This window comes from Tissierella sp. MB52-C2, from assembly GCF_030931715.1.
Taxonomy (GTDB): Bacteria; Bacillota; Clostridia; order Tissierellales; family Tissierellaceae; genus Tissierella.
On record NZ_CP133261.1, the window covers coordinates 1,101,811 to 1,118,631 of the forward strand.

Consider the following 16,821-nt stretch of genomic DNA (forward strand, 5'->3'; position numbering starts at 1 on the left):
TAAGAGGTATATGAAGAGTTAGGAAAAGTTTGGATTATTTATGTAATCTGCGGGGGGAAAGAATTTGTGAAAAGATATTACAACAGTATTATTTTTGGTTTATATGTTTTTGCTGCACTTATTATAATTATACCGACTTTTATTGTTTTAATTTCAAATAAGGGATTTTCACCACTTTTTAGTAAAATTACAATAAGTGTCTCAATTTTATGCATTGAAATAGGATTGATAATTAAAACCGTTATAATGAAGAAAGAAGGCAAACCAATAGCAAAAAATATTGGTAGCATCATAGGTCTTTTATTAGCAATGATTTGGAGAATACTTAAGTAGAGAATAAACATTATCTTTAAAATAAAAGTGATATATAATAGGCCAGCACAACTGTCAAAAATAGGAATATGTGTAACATTCCTATAGAAAATGTTACAATGTAAACTATAATAAATTTATTACAAAACTAATACATCTAACTTGATTGGTACTACTAGGGTTATAGTATTTTAATCATTAAAAATAATATATATAATGATTAAAGCAGGTTATCAAACAATTTATGGAATGGTATGAAACTAGTAACTATTGAAGTACTAGATGATTAGGAGGACATAATATATAAATACAACAGTGAGAGAAGGGTAAAGATAATAACATGAAATTAGTTTTAGAAAATATTGAAAAAAGTTTTGGAGAAAAAAAGGTATTAAAAAAAGCATCTGCTGAATTTGAAAATGGAAAAATTTATGGATTGCTAGGAAGAAATGGAGCAGGAAAGACTACTATTTTAAATTGTATAAATGGTGAACTTAAATATGATGGTGGCAGGATAGTTATTTTTAATAATGGAAAATATGAAGATATTAACTATTCTGATGTAGGATATATTTTTTCTGAGCCTGTTCTTCCAGAGTTTTTAACAGGATATGAATTTTTAAAATTTTATATAGATATAAACAAAGACAATATAAATAATTTACGTTCAATAGATGAATACTTTGATACTATCAAAATTTATGGAGATGATAGATATCGCCTAATTAAAGATTATTCTGAAGGAATGAAAAATAAACTGCAAATGATTTGTACATTCATAACAAAACCACCTATTATTTTGATGGACGAGCCATTAACATCACTGGATGTTGTAGCTGCCTTAGAAATGAAGAAGTTTATAAGAGAGTTAAAAGAAGAACGTATTATTATTTTTTCTACACATATTTTACAATTAGCTATGGATTTATGTGATGAAATAGTAACACTTAATAATGGCACTCTGGAGCAAATAAATCATGAATTAATTAAAAGTGGTGAGTTTGAAGCCACAATTATGGATATATTAGGGGATAAGAGTAATGAATAGGACCTTTATAAATAGTTTTAAAGTTGAATTTGCTCGAAATGCCAATAAGCTAATATATTATCTGAAAAAAGTTTATTTTATAGGTAAGAAAATACCAGACAATTTATATGAAAGGACTAAAGCAAAGTTAATTTTAGGAGTTATAAGTAAAATACTAAATATAATAATGGGCTTTATATGGAAATCTTTATATTTAGGGATAATGGTCATTTTACCATCATATTGGATAACTAAAAATATCTCATTAGTAAAACCATATTTTTTGCATATATTTTTCTTTTTAAGCTTTATATTAGCATCTTTTATGAAAACTTCCATCTTTGATAGTGGAAATCAATCGGCTTTTTATATGATAAGATTGATGAGAAGTGATGCTAGGGAGTATTATAGAAGTAGATTATTGTATAACAGGGTAATGGAATTTATAAATTTTAGTATTCCCATGCTTGTAATAGGTAGTTTTATTCATATTACACCTTTAAAAGTTTTAATTATATTATTAGAGCTTACAGCATTTAGACTAATAGGAGAAGCTATATATCTTCTTATGTATGATAGACTTAACATAAATTTGGAAAAACATAATGTTTTACAAGGTGTATTAATGGTTTCTGGATTAATAATGGCATATGTATTACCCATAGCCAAATATACTATTAATCTTGAAAGTTTATTGTTTAATGTTTTTATAGGAGGTACGGTTATATTAGTTGGGATAATATGCCTTTTATATGCATGGAATTATAAAAGATATACAATTTTATCTAGAGAATTGTTGGGTAAAGTTAATTTAATAGACATAGAAAGTATAAAGACTGATATTAGCTTTGGAGATGTAAAGCTAAATGAAAAGAAAATAAATAGGGAAAGTTTAAGAAATAAAATTTATGATAACAAAGAAGGATATGAGTATTTAAATTCAATATTTTTTTCAAGGTTAAAAAAGGTAATTTCTTTTCCAATAAAAATAAGAGTTGCAATTATAGGAGTCATATTTTTGGTTGGTGTTTGCTTGGCAATATTTAAACCTGAAAACGGGAAGGATATTATAAAAATCTTTGAACAAAAAACTTCTATATTTGTTTTTATAGTGTATATGATGTCAATAGGAGAAAGAGTTTGCAGGGCTTTATTTTATAATTGCGATGTAAAGCTATTGAGATATAATTACTATCGAAGTGGAGAAGTTATCTTAAATAATTTTAAAATAAGATTAAAAGAAATAATTGCTTTTAATCTTATACCAGCAATAACATTATGTTTATGTATTTTAGGAATTGTGATAGTTAATGGTTATACATATAAGCTCGTAGGTATGTTACCTTTATTTTTATGTATTATCTGTCTGTCTTGTTTTTTCTCCATACATTATTTATTTATATATTATATTATTCAACCTTATTCAGCTGAATTGGAAGTAAAAAGTCCTTGGCTAGGCATCATAAACAATGCAGTATATTTTATATGCTATTTTTCTACTAAGATAAATACCACACCAAAAATTTTCACATTAGGAGTTATAGTCGGCACTATAGTTTACATGATAGGAGCGCTTATTTTGGCTTATAAATTTGCACCTAAAACTTTTAAATTAAGATAGAAAAATCTTTTGGATAACGCCTTAGAGTAAATGGAAAATAGAAGCAGCTTTGGATATTAAATTCACTATAATTGTAGTGCAGTAGCAATTATGTATTAAGATAATTTTCAATCAATATATTACATTGGCAATAGAAAAAGGCTATATTAAGATATGTATACCAACGGTTGGTATTATAGGAGGGGAAATTATGGCACGTAACAAATATCCTGAACAGACATTAGAACAGTTATTTCAATACATAGAGGGATTGTATAATAGGAAAAGAATCCATTCCTCTATAAATTATATGACTCCAGATGCATATGAGCAAATATGTAGAACAGCATAACTTGCTTTAGATTTTGAGCGTAAGGGTATACTAGCTACCCAACGGGCTTGCCATTGATGAGCCAATAAAGAAATGCTATAATAAATTCTCACGAAGGCCATGTGGTAGCTTGCTTTGAATTCTCCGCCTTCGGGTGAAAACTTAAGAACATTTATGTTTGGCTTGTCAATGGTGGCGGAGATTTATAAAAAACCTAAATTTTTGTCCAAAGTATTGACATAGATCCACTGTATAGAAATCTACCATTGTTGAAACAAATAAATTTGGAAAAAACTTTGGATAATTGAATATAGTATATACTAAAGAGCGAGTTGCCTAAGTAGTACGCGGGGATTTTCTTTTTTCTCTTGAAAACATGGAGATACAGTTGTATTACTAAGTATCTAATATATTGAGAGAATCTTATACTTAGGATACTAAAATTGAAAGAGATATAAGTCGTAATAAAATATAATTGGAGGGGATATTAAATGATTGAAAACATTGCTACTCAACAACAGTCAATATTGATATCAATTTGGCCTACAGTAAGTATTATTTTAACAGTAGGTATAATTATATTGATTATACTTTTCTTTAAGAAATTAAATTTTACTATGAAATCTATTGAATCTGTAGATAAGACTGTGGAGGAAATTTCTAAAAAAATAAATAGGGATTAATAAACTGATTTTAGGATATTGATAGAAAAAACTGCACTGTATATAGGTTAATAAATTCGACAAAAATTTTAGGTTTTCTTCTTATGGAATATTAATACTTAGATAGGAAAGGTATAAGGCAAGAGGTATATCTATACTAATTACTAGTTATACTGAAAAAGTTTAATCATAGGTAAAAAGGGGTCTAGTGAGTACAAACTCTAAAGACTCTCTTTCTTTTTGCGTATTAATATCATGCTTTCGCCCCAACCCATGTAGAAGTCTTAACACAGATTGTGAAGGAGTAAATTGACTGAAGAAGCAGATGAGTTCTGATGGTCACGGTATCTCCTTTCTCATCCGATAGAATAGATTAGTAGGGCAGCGAATATTTCTGCTGCCCTGCTTCTTTTGTAAAAATTTTATCCTGATTAAGATGGAGGTATCTGACCTTCCTGCATTAGCTCAAGATTAATCTCATCCGCGATATTGCAAAGGTCTGGAAATAGGGCGAATCTTGTTATTCCATAACGTGTTAATTGTTTCTTGATTAAGTCGATGCTTTCAGCAGCAATGCAAATCTTTAATAAATATTTATTAGCATCAGTGAACAGGTTCAGAGCAGTAACATCTGCAACACGTGGGAATACAGTGAAAGTTCCCCTTTGGGCTACTATCCTCGGGCTGTTCATAGGCCCGATTACTGCAGCTGGTTTTGTAGTGCCGAGTATTTGCGCATTAGGACCAAAGTAGAGATCTACAATCGGTTCATCCACATTAGGAATATACCCTGGATTTACGAAACTGTGGAATGAAAAGGCCTGATTCAATATTACGGGATTGAGTACCCATACTGCAGCATCATTTCCTACATCGGTAGGTGCTTGTGTAACGGCAAAAAACAAACCTACAAATGCATCGCGGGACCAGTCCATCAGCCTGGTGGGTACACCATAGTGCTGCATTTGGAATAGCCAGTGCCAGTAAGCTGCAGGCCCGTTTGGAATAGGAAATGACGGAAGGTACTGAACATCGGGTATTGCAAGAGATTTAAATTTCGATAAAAATAATATCTCATCATTGGGACTTAAGGGTGATCTTGCGATTCTCGGGATCAAATTAAATCCTGCCTGTGGTTGGCCACGGTACCACAATTGACAGTTTTTATTGCTTGGGCAAATATTTCCGAATGCTTCATCTATTATTCTCAAATAATCCTGTACGGATTTTGCGCGGCCTATACATTGAACAACAGGGGCATCCCCATTGGTTTCATTGAAACATTTGTTAAATTCTACTTCTATAGAGTTTGGTACATTACTCATTTTCATTCCCCCTCTAGATTAGGATATGTATTACATATGAATGTTGCCACTGATTTGCCCAAGCTTTATATGAGCAATTCTAGGGAGAAAAAATGGGAAAAGATATTGAAAAATAGTACCCAATTTAAATACTGTGGTGAGATTATTGAATCTAAAACAGTATATGATTTTGTAACATGTTCTTGTGGCAGGTGTAGTGTGGATGGAGGCAAAGAATATTTATCTCAGTTAGCAGAAGAAGATAGTTATATAGAGCTATTAATACTTGAAATAAGTAGAAGATAAAATTTTACTATTAAGAATTACAGACGAGTTCAAAATGTGGGGGTACGTGAGGTTGAAAGAAATACAAAATTTTATAATCTTGATATGATTCTTTCGATAGGTTATCGTGTGTGCTTTAATGTTGGAAACTAGTTTTGTAATTGGATAAGTAAAGTTCTTAAGAATATATGCAAGAAGGATTTGTAATGGATAATTATCAGAAGATTAAAGATATTCATAGTTTATCTGTAGGTTATAATCCTGCTTTTGAAAGTGCAAAAAGATTTTTTGTAGCTATTCGGAATAAATACCTATTATAGCGATTATAAAAAATAATGTGAGGTCTGATAGATATGTTCATATATGATAAAAAAGTTTTGACGAATTTAATGGATGCAAATATCTTATTAATGATATATTCTTGAGATTACAGGATGTAATTAAGTTGTATGGGTAATCTGCTGATACACACAGTGATGAAATTGATTTATTTATAAAGATATTAGAAGACAATCATAACTTATTATCTGAAATTGTTGATGATGATATTAACTTATATAAGTTCTCATTAGATAATTATAATAATTCATTTTTATATCAAGGTTATTATTATTTAACTAATATCTCACATAAAATTATAATGTCTTGGGAAAGGATTTTTAACTGTTTAGGAATAATATATGGAATAGAATTCAATCAAAAAAAGAGTAAAATAATATTTCATACATCTATAAAAAGTTGAAAAAAATAGATACATTTAAGAATAGTGTATCATTTGCTATTGTAAAAGAATTTTATGGAGATAATTCTTTTAATCTTATTAAAAATATGAGGGAAGTTAATGACCACGATATTTCAGCACACTTAGATGTATTAAACTCCATTAGAGAAGAGGATATTTTAAAGGATTTATATGATATTTATGGTACAGCTGATGTAGGAAATATGCATCAATTATTAATATCTTATACTTCGCAAAATGTTTAAGTCTTGTTCCTAACCTGTTTTCTAAAAGTGCCTTTTTAAGTTGTGCAATTAATTCATGAAAAGAGATAAAATATGTTGAATATCTATTTCTAGCACATTCTATTCCTATTGAGGTTGCCAAGTGAGTTTTACCTACACCTGGCGTACCTAGAAAGAGAATATTTTCATTGTTTTCTATAAACCTTAAGGTGGATAAATCTAATAGTTGCTGTTTATTGACTGTAGGTTGAAAGTCAAAATCAAAATCATCTAAGGTTTTATAAAAAGGAAAACTAGCAACCTTTACACATGCATTCATAGCTCTTTCTGTCTTAGCTTTAATCTCTAATTCACTAAGCTCATATAATGCATCTACAACACTTCTTTCATTAGAATTTACCATTTCTATATATTGATCAATATTAGATTTCATATTCTTCAATTCTAGATTTTCTAGATTGTTTAATAGCTTTACATAATTATTCAATTATTCATCCCTCATTTTAGGAAATTATCCAGTATATTTAAATTCTCTAAAACTATACTATCTAAATCATCTTCATCTTCAAAATCATAATTGTAGGCTAGTATCCATTCTACAAATTTATTAGCAGCTTCTACTTTTCCTTTAGTCTAGGACTTCCTTGGCTTACATAGAGAAATCTTAAATCCAAAGTCATTTGTAAAAGCCTGGATCTTAGTATTGATTTTTCTTCTATTACCAACTACATCTACAACAGTTCTCATATTATCAAATAGAATCTCTTTAGGTACACCTCCAGTCTCTTTAAAAGCCTTAATTAAGAATCAAATACATCTTATTGTGTTCTATGTTTTTTGTACTCAAAATGGCAATATCTTGAATTGCCCAGTTTGTAACTAAAAACATTAAAGATAAACTCCTCATTATATTTTGATATTAACTTTACATCCTCCTTCCAATCTACTTGTGCTTGTTTACCAGCTGGTGTTTCAAATATTAGATGTCCCTCTTGTTTTATTTCTAGTTTTAGGTTTTCCTTCATATCCTTCATAATATTTTTTTACAGTACTTCTATCAAATCCATATTGCCTTGCTATCTCAGAAAAATTAGGTTTTAGACTCATAAGTTTTATTATATTTAAATGTGCTCTTAAGCTACATTCCATCGCTATCCCTCACAAAACTAGAATAGCAAGGATGTACACTTTTGTGCATTCTTATTTTCCATTAATTGTACATTTTAATTTTATTATTTACAGAAGTGTTAATATGAAGATTATTTCAAGAAATACTGGAAGACATTGATTAAACACAAAACTGCTAGATATAACAATGTTGTATATAATGGTAAATAATGTTAGTATGTTTTATATAGAGATAATTTAAAGGGGGAGACTAAATGAATAAGAAAATTAGCATTATTACAATTATTATCGGCATACTTATAGTAATTTCTGGCTGTTCAGTGTCTGAGAAACCAGAATCAATAGTGTCTGAATTTATTGGAGGAATGAAAGGTTTTGATTTAGAACTAATGACTTCTAAAATTAATCCAGCAGATTCAAATGGAAAAGAAGATATTTCTAACTTGTTTGAGGATGATGAGGATCAATTTCAAGGATACTTTCTAGATTACTTAAAATCAAACGCAAAAAAAATCGATTATAAAATTAAAGAAGCTAAAATCTATGAGGATAAGGCAGTAGTCAGTGTAGATTTTAAATATGTAGATGGTGGACAACTCTTTAAGGCTACTTTTGCAGAATATATCGAAGAGGTATTTTCTGTAGCTTTTTCTGATGATGAAATGACAGATGAAGAGAACTCAGATCTGTTCTTAACTGTTATGAAAGAGCAAAGCGAATTAATTGAAGAATCATTTGTTGAAAAAACGATAGACATTGAATGTATCAAGGTCGATAAGCAGTGGTATATTGATAAACCTAGTGAAGAACTTTTAGATGTGGTTATGTCAAATATTCTATCTGTTGGACAAGAGCTTGAAGATGTTTTTAATTCAAGTTCAGATAACAGTATTAATGAACCAGAAACGATTATTGAGCAAGTAGAAGCAGATGATATAAATATAATAGAAAAGGGTATAGGAGACGAGATAACACTTACAACAATTAAACTTAAGGTGACTAAAGTTGAGGAAACACAAACCCTTACTGCTACCTATGGCTCTCCAACATTAGCAAAAGAAGATGCAAAGTTTGTTTTGGTAAGTTTAGACATTACGAACATAACAAAATCAGGATTTTCGATGCCACCTAATTTATTGTTGGCTGATAATCAAGGTCGGGAGTTTAATACTTACTCTGATAGCATAGGTGTTATTGATGACTATTTAGATTATAGAGACTTGTCTCCAAGCATTAAAGAGAGTGGTCGTTTTATATTTGAATTACCAAAAGATGCAACAAGTTATTATATGATTGTTGGAAAATCTGGAACAAATGATGTATATAAGATTATATTAAAATAAGACCATTTTTACAGGTTTATATTAAATGTTAAAGAATTAATAATTTGAAGCTCCTAGATTACGAAATCAAGGAGCTTTTTGAATATGTATAGGTTTGCTAAAATTAAATTAAAGGTGGAGAAATGTTGAAGCAAGAAATATTAGAATTACTTAGTCTTAAGCAAGAAGGTGCGTACTGGGACTTTAAAAGGGAATGGTATTCGCAAGGCAAGAAAGCAGATATACTTCATGATATTATTTATATGGTTAATAATTTAGAAAATAAAGATGCTTATATAATTATTGGTATAGATGAACAGGATAATTATAAGCTTAAAGGTGTAGAGAATGATACTAATCGAAGGAATACACAGATAGCTGTAGATTTCCTAAAAGATAAGAAGTTTGCTGGAGAAATCTGTCCGAAAGTATATGTAAAAGCCATGATAAGAAGGTTTAGCTTAATATGTAAGTGTTTTATTTTCCCTCAAGTTCTGATTTGGGGGATTTTTTGCTAGGTGGTTCTATTGTGTAAGCAAAAGTAGACCTATCTGGGAAAACGTATAATATCTATTTTAAAATTACGTTAGTTATTAGAGTTTCAAAAGATGCATTGGGAAAACAAAGAATAAGTAAATACCATTAGAATACATTTAGATTTTGGTGCATTCTTTATATAATAGAAAAATTCTACCTTGCTATTACATAAAGAATGCTCTATAAAACAAAAAGAAATGTGAATAATAATGAACCAAATAAGCACCATTTGTCTCTATATAGTAGATGCATCTAACAAAGGAGGTACAGCGTTGCAAGAAAGAGAACTAGTAGTTAATGTCCAAAAGGGCGATATGCAAGCATTCGAGCAGCTGTTTGAGTTATACAAATGTAAAGCCTTACGGACGATTTATTCAATGACAAGAGATAAAGATATTAGCGAAGATATTGTTCAAGAAGTATTTGTATCATGTTATACTTCTATCAAAAGTCTTCAGAATCCAGAGTATTTCAAAACGTGGTTCTATAGAATATTAACTAGAACTACATGGAGATATATGGAGAAGGAAAAAACATTAATACCAGTAGAAAATATCTTTAGAAAATCAGAAGATAGCTATGAAAACTCATCATTAGAGAAACTTGAACAAAAGGAATCCTCCAAATTGCTTTATCAAGAAATCCTAAAACTACAACCTAAATTACAAACAACACTCATTCTGTACTATTACAACGAATTTTCTGTTAAAGAAATTGCACAAACTAGTATACAATAAAAGGTAATAAAGCCATATAATATAGCATAAGAGTCAAGGTTCCTGTCCCTTTGACTTTTTTACATTTTAGGTAATGCAAGATATAAAAGAATATGAGTTTATCTATAAGAAGTCATTACAGAAATGTGTTAATATATTATTAAGGTTTAAAAATGTATTTAGCTTGATTGAAAAAGGATTAATTGATTAATCTAAAGGGGGTTTTGTATGTGAAGAAAAAACTTGCATTAATAGTGTATCCAAATTTTAGTATGCAAGAAATAGCCAACTTTTGTTATCTATTTCGTTGGAACTATGATACTGAAACAGTTGTATTTTCCTCTAGTTTAGAAGTAGTTAATGCGGAGGAAGGTATGTTAATTCAGCCTCATAAAACATTTGAAGAATTTAATATTGAAGAGTATGATTGTTTGATATTATCTGGTTGCAGTGATTTTAGAGATTCAATTAGAGATCCAAAGATTAAAGAATTCTTAGAACAGTTTAAAGAAAATGATGATTTTATAATCGGAGCAATTTGTAGTGGACCTATTTATTTATCCCAAGCAGGTCTATTAGAAAATAAAAAATTCACTAACTCATTATATGTGGAGATGAATAAAATGCTTAATTTTATCAATGAGGAAAACCTCGTATATGCTCCTTTAGTTGAAGATAAAAATATCATAACTGCTGTAGGCTCCGCATTTAATGAATTTGCTATAGCAGTAGCTAGAAAAATCGGATACGAATGTCCGGATAAGATTTTTACAGGTGTTCCTGAAGACTGGAAAGAAAGTGATTACAAACTATATCTGAGCAAGGAAGACTTACGTATATTACAGGAGGAATTTAAAGAATTTATAGACTAGTGAATGTAATCATTTTTTACATTTAAATGGCAAGGGGACAGGAACCTTGGAATTTAAGATGGAAATCATCGCAAATATAGTAGTATTAGTATACAATAAGAGGTAATAAAACCATATACTACACTACCTAAACTTGAGAAGGATAATAATGAAATGAAGATGGAGTAAAAAGGTATTACAGAAACAATGTGAAACAGAAAAACATATAGGATGTAGATAAATATGAATTTATAGAGGTGATATAATATAGCCGAAAAACAGCTTTCTTTAGAAGAGAAAAGATTAGATATTGATATATGGATTATTGCGTTGATAACATTTGGTGTATTTCTATGTTATGTAGTAACGGGAAGCCAACTTGTGGCATATGTGAAAGAACCTGAAAATTCAGTGCTTTCTCGTTTGTTACTTAGCGCTAGTGCTCAGTTTGGTGTAGCTGGATTGGGAATTACTGTTGTTTGCCTTTTACGAAAAGAAAAGTTTTCACTATTTGGATTAGTAAAACAAAATACGTTTAAATCTATCATAGGGTCAGTTGCCTGTTTTATTCCCTATTTGTTTTATATTTTTGTTTCAGGACAATATAAGGGGTATCAGCCACTTGGTATTCTAATTGCTGACGATGTACTTAAAAGCGGATTTCCAACTAACATTTTAGGAATGTCTTTAATTGCTTTAGTTTGGGGGTTTTTTGAGGGATTTAATTATAGTGTAATAAGCGATAAACTAAACAGCAGATATCCTTCAAAAAATCAATGGTTAGACATAGGAGCTATTACTTGTGCCGTAGTCTGCATTTTGTTTCATCCATTCAATACCTCGTTTTGGGGCATTATTGAAGTTGTCACTACTTTAATAGCAATCTATGGAATGTTAATAGTAAAAAAGAAAACAAAAAATGCTTGGGGTTGTGTGTTTATTTTCTGTTTCATTTGGAACGCACTCTAAATTCCAATTTATAAATGAAATTATGAGCATAATTTTGAATTTATAGTTAAGAAAAAACTGAATAAATTATATATTAACTTATATATATTAGAGCCTTGCATTAATGTGCAGGGCTTTTTGATGTCAAAAAAGAAAGAGAGGCAAGATAATAATATGGTAAAAAAGAAAATACTGTATTTGTCAACCGAAATCTGTACCAATCGAAAGAATACACAGATGGTTGTAGATTTCCTAAAAGATAAGAAGTTTGCTGGAGATGCATATCAATATTATTTATTTAATCAAACGGATATAAGGCCACACTGGAGAGAAATAAGGATATTTTATCACCAAACTTTGCTATCAAAATTAGAAGGTATTAGTTTAGATGGGGGTAGATATTTTACATCTATCTAATATTTATCTATATATTAAATGGTACCATATAGTATATAATATACAGATGAATAGATTGAAAAAAGAAAGAGTTGATATATTGGATAAGAAAAATTTTAAAGATTATAGTCTTAGTGATGAGATTTTAAAATCTGTTGATTTATTAGGATACAAGAATTTGACAAAAGTACAAGAAGAAACATTACCTATAATATTAAAAGGTAAAGACTTAGTTGTAAAATCACAAACAGGAAGTGGAAAAACTGCTGCATTTGCAGTTCCCATATGTGAGTCTATATATTGGGATGAAAGAAGCCCACAAGCATTAGTAATAGTTCCAACGAGAGAACTTGCAATGCAAGTAAGAGAAGAATTTTTTCATATAGGTAGATTTAAAAGATTAAAAATAGTAGAAGTTTATGGAAAAGCTCCATATGGAAGACAAGAAAGAGAATTAAAAGAAAGAGTTCATGTGGTAGTAGGAACACCAGGACGTATAATAGATCATTTAGAAAGAGGAAATTTAAGAGTAGATAAAATCAAATATTTAGTATTAGATGAATCTGATGAAATGTTAAATATGGGATTTTTAGAACAAGTTGAAAATATAATTGAAAAATTACCAGAAGAAAGAGTAAATTTATTATTTTCAGCCACAATGCCAGAAGATATAGAAGAACTTTCTAAAAAATATATGAATGACCCCAGTTATATAGAAATAGAATCTAGTAGCAATACTTTAGATAGAATAGAACAAGTAAGATATAATGTGGAAGGTATTGAAAAAATAGAGTTATTAAAAGATATAACAGTAGTTGAAAATCCAGATAATTGTATTATATTTTGTAATACTCGTGATGATGTAAACTTTGTATATGATGCTCTAATGGATGAAAATTATTCTTGTAATAAAATCCATGGAGGAATGGAACAAAGAGATAGAACAGAAGTAATGGAAGATTTTAAGATGGGTAAGTTTAGATTTTTAGTTGCAACAGATGTTGCTGCAAGGGGAATAGATGTTGAAGATATAACCCATGTAATAAATTACGATATTCCAAGAGAAGTTGAACCATATATTCATAGGATAGGAAGAACTGCTCGTAAAGGGAAGACTGGAAAGGCTATATTACTTCATGATAACTATGAAGAAAAGTATTTAAAAGATATTTTAGAGTATATGGAAAGAGATATTAAATTAGTAGAGCCACTAACTGAAGAAGAAGTAGAAAAGAATTATACATCTTTTAGAAATAAAATGAATGAAGAAAGAGAAGATATTCAAATAAAAGGTGAAAGTTTAAATGAGGGAATTTTAAAACTTCATATAAATGCCGGAAAGAAAACTAAAATGAGAGCTGGAGATGTGGTTGGTGCAATTTGTAGTATAGATGGAGTAAATGTTGAAGATATAGGTATTATAAATATTATAGATGTATCAACATTTGTTGAAATTTTAAATAATAAAGGTGATATGGTTTATAAAGCTCTACAAAATACTAAGATAAAAGGTAGAGTTAGAAACATTAGTATTGCAATAAGATAGAAAATACAACATCTTTCTTAAGAAGACCAAGTTATTTTAAAACAAAATCAAGCTTAAAAGTTGATTGATGGTATTTGTGAAGTAAATGAAATTATTTCAGTAGATAATCCATATAGATATTGATACTTATTTAATACAAAATCAAAAATCTTATGGAATAGCTAGAACTATTAAATCTATGATCAAATCTTTTAAGATGGAACCATATGACGAAGATAGTAAAAGAGATTTTTAAGACATGTTCTTATAAAAAAATGTAGTTAATACTGGAGAATATTTAGTTGTATTAGTAGTTGGAGATAAAGTTTTTCCAGGAAAGAAAAACTTTGTAAAAGAACTTACTAAAAAACATCCAGATATTATATCTATTATTTTAAATGTGAATAATAGAAGGACTTCAGTAGTTTTAGGGGTTGAATTAAACCCTGATTCTGTTAGGAATGCTATACAAAATAGTAAAATAAACAACATGGAAAATGTGTCTTTTATAAATGAAGATGCAGGAGAATACATGGTAAAAAGAGCTAGTAAAGGAGAAAGTGTGGACCTAGTAATAATTGATCCACCAAGAGAAGGTAGTGATGAAGACTTCTTATCATCATTAGTAAAACTTTAACCTAAAAAATTGTTTACATCTCTTGCAACCCAGAAACACAAAAAAATTTAGATTATTTATTAAAACTTAATTATAAAGTAAGAGAAATTCAACCAGTAGATATGTTTCCGATGACTGTGCATGTTGAAATAGTATGTCTACTTGAACATATCAAAAGCGTTGAAAAATGAGAGTTTAGAATAAATTAAAACAATTGAAACCTATGTAACTATTGAGTATATAAAAAATATGTTGATAAATTCAGAAGGTATTTGATAGAAAGACGTTTTAAAAGAGCATTGTGTGACAAGCGGTGAGATTATACTCGTGCTATCCTAATATATAGGGAGGTGCTAATATGCATGCATGGGAAGCAATTCAGAGTTCCTTGAACTATATTGAAGATCATTTAACAGAAAATATAAAGATAGAAACACTCGCAAAGGTGGCGGCATTATCACCATATTATTTTCAGCGCCTGTTTGGGCGTTTGGTAAAAAAACCCGTAAATGAATATGTGAGGCTGCGTAGGCTAGCAAGAGCTTCAGAAGCTCTTAAAAGTAAAGAAAAACGAATTATTGATGTGGCACTTGATTACGGATTTTCAGACCATGCAAACTTTACGCGTGCGTTTAAAGATGCATATGGCATCACGCCGGATGAATATCGTACATCTCCTGTTATACTCAATCATTTCATCATGCCCGATCTGCTATTGAACTATGTTATGGTTGATGAAAATGTACCATTGATTGCTGATGGTATTTTGGTTGAAGTGATACGCAGAAAACTGGATGAACCGCGTATATTTATTGGAATTGAAGGCGAAGTGCCCGAGACTGAATTAACAGGAGGCAAAGCTACCGGTATCGCTACTGCCGGGATTATATGGGATGAATTCCACCGTCGGAAATCTAACATTATGAATTTACTGCCGGAGGGCAATGAAGTTGGAATTCTCTATATGGGAGACGCCAGAGAAGGCTGCTGTACATATATGACCGGAGCAGAAGCCGCTGGAAATCCACAAGTCGAGGGATATGCTTCTTATACACTCCCACAAGGGGAATATGCTGTTTGCTGCTTTGAGGCGGAGAACTTTACAGAACTTATTGGTTCTGCGATTTTTAAAGCATCCACCTTTATGGGTAACTGGATGAAAAATCACGGTTTGACTTGCGGTAATTTTGCTGCCGAGATGTATTATGATACAAATTCTGATGCAAGCTATATGGAGCTATGGCTGCCGTTAAGTTCGTCACAGAAGATGATGAAAATGAAAAAAACATGGGATAAAACCAATGGAGCACAAAAGCCGTCATTGGCAGCAGTCAGTGAATATGTGAAAAACCCTTTGTTTGAACAGTTGTGCAAATATTTGGAGACAGAATATCAGAGCAAGCCCGTGTTGGAATATAGCAGATGCTCCATGCAGTATGGATGGAATGTGAAGTATAAAAAGGCAGGACGTACCCTATGTACACTATATCCAATGGAGGGATACTTTATTGCCCTCATTGTCATTGGTGAACGTGAGCAGACAGAAACCGAATTGATGCTTCCTTTTTTCACAGAGTATTTGCAGCAACTGTATCACGAAACAAAAACAGGTATGGGTCAGAAGTGGCTCATGATTAACGTGACGGATGACGCAGTGCTGGAGGATGTTAAGCAATGTATCGCCATTAGAAGAGGTAAAAAAAAGAAATAATCTGGAGGTAATGGGAATGGCAATAATATCAAAAATTAGTTTATTCGAGCAACCGGAGCAGCATGTCCTATCTATCCGCACCACTATCAATTTCAATGATTATCAGAATACTGCCGAGCATGTCTATAAGAAAATTATGGAGTATACAGCATTTAATGGTCTGTTGCTTTCCGGTGGTCCTTTTGTATGCTACCATAATGCTGATTTGGAAAACCTTGATGTTGAAATGGGTTTTCCAGTAGCTAAACCAGTATCGGGAAATAATGATATCGCTGGATATACAATTCCGGTTCAAAAAGCGGTTTCAGGTATCTTCTTAGGCGCTTATGAAGATACTGATCCACTGATGATTGAAATTATGCAGTGGATAATAGAGCATGGCTATGAACAGCAAGGAAAGATTTACAATTATTATTTGAATGATGATAATCGCAATACGAGTGAACTGCTTACACAAATTGTTGTACCGATAAAATAGGTTTGACTCCTTTAAAAGCTTCTACTGTTTATAAATTAGACGTAATTTACCCCGCAGCCAAGGGGCTAACAGCTTCAAACGTCATCATTTTTACCCACTCAAGGCA

General features: G+C 30.5%; 20 protein-coding genes and 1 pseudogene. 18 read left to right on the top strand and 3 right to left on the bottom strand.

What is annotated here, in order from left to right:
* Positions 1–66: 66 nt before the first annotated feature.
* The 5 genes from RBU61_RS05375 to RBU61_RS05395 all read left to right on the top strand — a co-directional run bounded on the left by RBU61_RS05375 (position 67) and on the right by RBU61_RS05395 (position 3,953).
* Complete coding sequence (locus RBU61_RS05375) at positions 67–333, top strand: hypothetical protein (RefSeq protein ID WP_308878586.1); 267 nt, start codon at positions 67–69, stop codon at positions 331–333.
* Positions 334–652: 319 nt separating this feature from the next.
* On the top strand, positions 653–1,360 hold the full coding sequence (locus tag RBU61_RS05380; protein ID WP_308878587.1) for an ABC transporter ATP-binding protein: 708 nt from the start codon (positions 653–655) through the stop codon (positions 1,358–1,360).
* Positions 1,353–2,960: a hypothetical protein gene (locus RBU61_RS05385; protein ID WP_308878589.1), complete on the top strand. Its 1,608-nt coding sequence runs from the start codon at positions 1,353–1,355 to the stop codon at positions 2,958–2,960. Before RBU61_RS05380 ends, RBU61_RS05385 begins: the two co-directional genes overlap by 8 nt.
* 190 nt (positions 2,961–3,150) lie before the next feature.
* On the top strand, positions 3,151–3,291 hold the full coding sequence (locus RBU61_RS05390) for an IS3 family transposase (RefSeq protein ID WP_308879854.1): 141 nt from the start codon (positions 3,151–3,153) through the stop codon (positions 3,289–3,291).
* Between the two features lie 470 nt (positions 3,292–3,761).
* The gene (locus tag RBU61_RS05395) at positions 3,762–3,953 is read left to right on the top strand and encodes a hypothetical protein (protein ID WP_308878590.1); all 192 of its coding nucleotides are present in this window, start codon (positions 3,762–3,764) and stop codon (positions 3,951–3,953) included.
* A gap of 410 nt (positions 3,954–4,363) precedes the next feature.
* Here RBU61_RS05395 and RBU61_RS05400 read toward each other — a convergent pair whose 3' ends face one another.
* Positions 4,364–5,257 (bottom strand): FRG domain-containing protein, encoded by an 894-nt coding sequence (locus RBU61_RS05400; protein WP_308878591.1) that lies wholly within the window; start codon positions 5,255–5,257, stop codon positions 4,364–4,366.
* Positions 5,258–5,293: 36 nt separating this feature from the next.
* Here RBU61_RS05400 and RBU61_RS05405 point away from each other — a divergent pair, with 36 nt between their 5' ends.
* Entirely contained in the window at positions 5,294–5,542 is a 249-nt protein-coding gene (locus RBU61_RS05405) for a hypothetical protein (protein WP_308878592.1), read from the top strand.
* Between the two features lie 9 nt (positions 5,543–5,551).
* Complete coding sequence (gene rhuM, locus RBU61_RS19500) at positions 5,552–5,674, top strand: RhuM family protein (protein ID WP_374212513.1); 123 nt, start codon at positions 5,552–5,554, stop codon at positions 5,672–5,674.
* 730 nt (positions 5,675–6,404) lie between these two features.
* Here rhuM and RBU61_RS05410 read toward each other — a convergent pair.
* Together RBU61_RS05410 and RBU61_RS05415 are read right to left on the bottom strand one after the other, a co-directional pair.
* Complete coding sequence (locus RBU61_RS05410; protein WP_308878593.1) at positions 6,405–6,974, bottom strand: ATP-binding protein; 570 nt, start codon at positions 6,972–6,974, stop codon at positions 6,405–6,407.
* 44 nt (positions 6,975–7,018) lie between these two features.
* Positions 7,019–7,636 (bottom strand): annotated as a pseudogene (locus tag RBU61_RS05415) (DDE-type integrase/transposase/recombinase); the annotation flags it as partial.
* A gap of 233 nt (positions 7,637–7,869) precedes the next feature.
* Here RBU61_RS05415 and RBU61_RS05420 point away from each other — a divergent pair.
* The 11 genes from RBU61_RS05420 to RBU61_RS05465 all read left to right on the top strand — a co-directional run bounded on the left by RBU61_RS05420 (position 7,870) and on the right by RBU61_RS05465 (position 16,715).
* A complete protein-coding gene (locus RBU61_RS05420; RefSeq protein ID WP_308878595.1) occupies positions 7,870–8,958 on the top strand; it encodes a DUF4352 domain-containing protein in 1,089 nt (362 codons plus the stop codon).
* A 125-nt stretch (positions 8,959–9,083) separates the two neighbouring features.
* The gene (locus RBU61_RS05425; RefSeq protein ID WP_308878596.1) at positions 9,084–9,455 is read left to right on the top strand and encodes an RNA-binding domain-containing protein; all 372 of its coding nucleotides are present in this window, start codon (positions 9,084–9,086) and stop codon (positions 9,453–9,455) included.
* A gap of 291 nt (positions 9,456–9,746) precedes the next feature.
* Complete coding sequence (locus tag RBU61_RS05430; RefSeq protein WP_308878597.1) at positions 9,747–10,211, top strand: sigma-70 family RNA polymerase sigma factor; 465 nt, start codon at positions 9,747–9,749, stop codon at positions 10,209–10,211.
* A gap of 209 nt (positions 10,212–10,420) precedes the next feature.
* Positions 10,421–11,062, top strand: coding sequence for a DJ-1/PfpI family protein (locus RBU61_RS05435; RefSeq protein WP_308878598.1), 642 nt, complete (start codon positions 10,421–10,423; stop codon positions 11,060–11,062).
* A gap of 360 nt (positions 11,063–11,422) precedes the next feature.
* Positions 11,423–12,010 carry a hypothetical protein gene (locus RBU61_RS05440; protein WP_308878599.1) on the top strand — a complete coding sequence of 196 codons (588 nt, stop codon included), beginning with the start codon at positions 11,423–11,425 and terminating at the stop codon, positions 12,008–12,010.
* 120 nt (positions 12,011–12,130) lie between these two features.
* On the top strand, positions 12,131–12,406 hold the full coding sequence (locus RBU61_RS05445; RefSeq protein WP_308878600.1) for a hypothetical protein: 276 nt from the start codon (positions 12,131–12,133) through the stop codon (positions 12,404–12,406).
* Positions 12,378–13,931, top strand: coding sequence for a DEAD/DEAH box helicase (locus RBU61_RS05450; protein ID WP_308878601.1), 1,554 nt, complete (start codon positions 12,378–12,380; stop codon positions 13,929–13,931). Before RBU61_RS05445 ends, RBU61_RS05450 begins: the two co-directional genes overlap by 29 nt.
* Positions 13,932–14,310: 379 nt before the next feature.
* Positions 14,311–14,547, top strand: a complete 237-nt coding sequence (locus RBU61_RS05455) for a methyltransferase domain-containing protein (protein ID WP_308878602.1) — start codon at positions 14,311–14,313, stop codon at positions 14,545–14,547.
* Positions 14,548–14,564: 17 nt separating this feature from the next.
* Entirely contained in the window at positions 14,565–14,717 is a 153-nt protein-coding gene (locus tag RBU61_RS19505) for a hypothetical protein (protein WP_374212514.1), read from the top strand.
* A 167-nt stretch (positions 14,718–14,884) separates the two neighbouring features.
* Positions 14,885–16,237 carry a DUF3788 family protein gene (locus RBU61_RS05460; RefSeq protein ID WP_308878603.1) on the top strand — a complete coding sequence of 451 codons (1,353 nt, stop codon included), beginning with the start codon at positions 14,885–14,887 and terminating at the stop codon, positions 16,235–16,237.
* A gap of 16 nt (positions 16,238–16,253) precedes the next feature.
* On the top strand, positions 16,254–16,715 hold the full coding sequence (locus tag RBU61_RS05465) for a GyrI-like domain-containing protein (RefSeq protein ID WP_308878604.1): 462 nt from the start codon (positions 16,254–16,256) through the stop codon (positions 16,713–16,715).
* Positions 16,716–16,821 lie beyond the last annotated feature (106 nt).

Bases quoted from the DNA above. Each gene is read 5' to 3' on its own strand.
- RBU61_RS05380 (WP_308878587.1), top strand. From the start codon at position 653: ATGAAATTAGTTTTAGAAAATATTGAAAAAAGTTTTGGAGAAAAAAAG.
- RBU61_RS05385 (WP_308878589.1), top strand. From the start codon at position 1,353: ATGAATAGGACCTTTATAAATAGTTTTAAAGTTGAATTTGCTCGAAAT.
- RBU61_RS05390 (WP_308879854.1), top strand. From the start codon at position 3,151: ATGGCACGTAACAAATATCCTGAACAGACATTAGAACAGTTATTTCAA.
- RBU61_RS05395 (WP_308878590.1), top strand. From the start codon at position 3,762: ATGATTGAAAACATTGCTACTCAACAACAGTCAATATTGATATCAATT.
- RBU61_RS05400 (WP_308878591.1), bottom strand. From the start codon at position 5,257: ATGAGTAATGTACCAAACTCTATAGAAGTAGAATTTAACAAATGTTTC.
- RBU61_RS05405 (WP_308878592.1), top strand. From the start codon at position 5,294: ATGAATGTTGCCACTGATTTGCCCAAGCTTTATATGAGCAATTCTAGG.
- RBU61_RS05420 (WP_308878595.1), top strand. From the start codon at position 7,870: ATGAATAAGAAAATTAGCATTATTACAATTATTATCGGCATACTTATA.
- RBU61_RS05445 (WP_308878600.1), top strand. From the start codon at position 12,131: ATGTCAAAAAAGAAAGAGAGGCAAGATAATAATATGGTAAAAAAGAAA.
- RBU61_RS05450 (WP_308878601.1), top strand. From the start codon at position 12,378: ATGGGGGTAGATATTTTACATCTATCTAATATTTATCTATATATTAAA.
- RBU61_RS05460 (WP_308878603.1), top strand. From the start codon at position 14,885: ATGCATGCATGGGAAGCAATTCAGAGTTCCTTGAACTATATTGAAGAT.
- RBU61_RS05465 (WP_308878604.1), top strand. From the start codon at position 16,254: ATGGCAATAATATCAAAAATTAGTTTATTCGAGCAACCGGAGCAGCAT.